This window comes from Streptomyces sp. SID12488, assembly GCF_010548275.1.
In the GTDB taxonomy this organism is placed as follows: domain Bacteria; phylum Actinomycetota; class Actinomycetes; order Streptomycetales; family Streptomycetaceae; genus Streptomyces.
This window is the reverse complement of the sequence record NZ_JAAGLT010000081.1, coordinates 1-1,374: the sequence shown is the minus strand read 5'-3', so window position 1 is coordinate 1,374 and position 1,374 is coordinate 1. Positions and strand designations below refer to the sequence as shown.

Annotated in this window: 1 protein-coding gene; it reads left to right on the top strand. The window is 68.6% G+C overall.

The features are described from left to right. Positions 1–176 precede the first annotated feature (176 nt). Positions 177–1,340 (top strand): ISAs1 family transposase, encoded by a 1,164-nt coding sequence (locus G3I56_RS42555; protein WP_164418892.1) that lies wholly within the window; start codon positions 177–179, stop codon positions 1,338–1,340. Positions 1,341–1,374: the final 34 nt, after the last annotated feature.

The following is a 1,374-nucleotide window of genomic DNA, read 5'->3' as shown; positions in this document are numbered from 1 at the left end:
CCAGGGGGCGTTGCGTGATTGGGGTTCGTCCGGATCGCCGGGCTGGTTGGGAGTCGCGTCGGACGTCCCGGTTCGGGCAGGGGCGGACGCAGTACAGGCACGGTCCCGGTGATCATGTGAGTGTCGAAGTCCCATGAACACTTGGTGAGTCCGTGCCTGCTCCTGCATCTTCCCCTATGCCCACTGCGCTGGACCAGTTGGCCCGGGCTTCCGCGCCGGCCCCACTGACGGACGCGGTCGCCCTGTCCGGCTTCTTGGGCCTGGTGCCCGATCCGAGAGGTGTTCGAGGGCGCCGCTACCAGCTGTCCGCCCTGGTCACCGCAGCCGCGGCAAGTGTGCTGGCCGGCGCCCGGTCACTCACCGCGATCACCGAGTGGATCACCGATGCCCCTGTCTGGGCCTGCCGGGCCCTCGGCTTTCCCCTGGACCCACTGACCGGCGCGGTGTCCGTCCCGCACCCCCATACCCTGCGCCGTCTCCTCGTCCAGTTGGACGGCGACGCCCTCGACCAGGCAATCGGAGCCTTCCTGGCCGCCCGTACCACCCCAACCGGCCCCGGACTGCGAGCGATCGCCGTCGACGGCAAGGTCCTGCGCGGCTCACGCACCGCCAACACCCCGTATGTCACTCTGCTCGCCGCGATGGACCACGCCGGTCACGTCCTGGCCCAGCGCCAGGTCGCCGACAAGAGCAACGAGATCCCCGCCTTCCAGCCCCTGCTGGACAGCATCGACCTGACCAGCACGGTCATCACCGCCGATGCGCTGCATACCCAGCACGCCCACGGCACCTACCTCCGCACTCGTGGCGCCCACTACATCGCCCAGGTCAAGGCCAACCATCCCGGCCTGTTCGACCGCGTCCGCCACCTGCCCTGGCGCGAGATCACGCTCGACCACCACGACCGCACCCGAGCTCACCACCGCCTGGAGATCCGGCGGCTGAAGACCGTCGCCTTCGCCCACCTCGACTACCCCGACGCACGCCAGGCCCTACAAGTCGTGCGCTGGAGAAAGGACTTCACCAGCGGCAGGCTCACCATCGAGCGCGTCTACCTGATCACCAGCCTGCCGCCCGGCACAGCGACCGGCCCCCAGCTCGCGGCCTGGATCAGAGGGCACTGGAAGATTGAAAATCTCCTGCACCACGTCCGCGACCGTACTTTCCGCGAGGACGACTCCAAGATCCACGTCGGTCGCCTCCCACGCGTCATGGCCGGCCTGCGCAACCTTGCCATCGGCGTCCACCGTCAGGACGGTCGCACCAACATCGCCGCCGCCCTCCGCTACACCGCCCGCGACTGTCGCAGATCCCTGACCGCCCTCGGCCTCACCGGATGAATCCGGACAGATCTTGATCATGCAAGGGACCCTG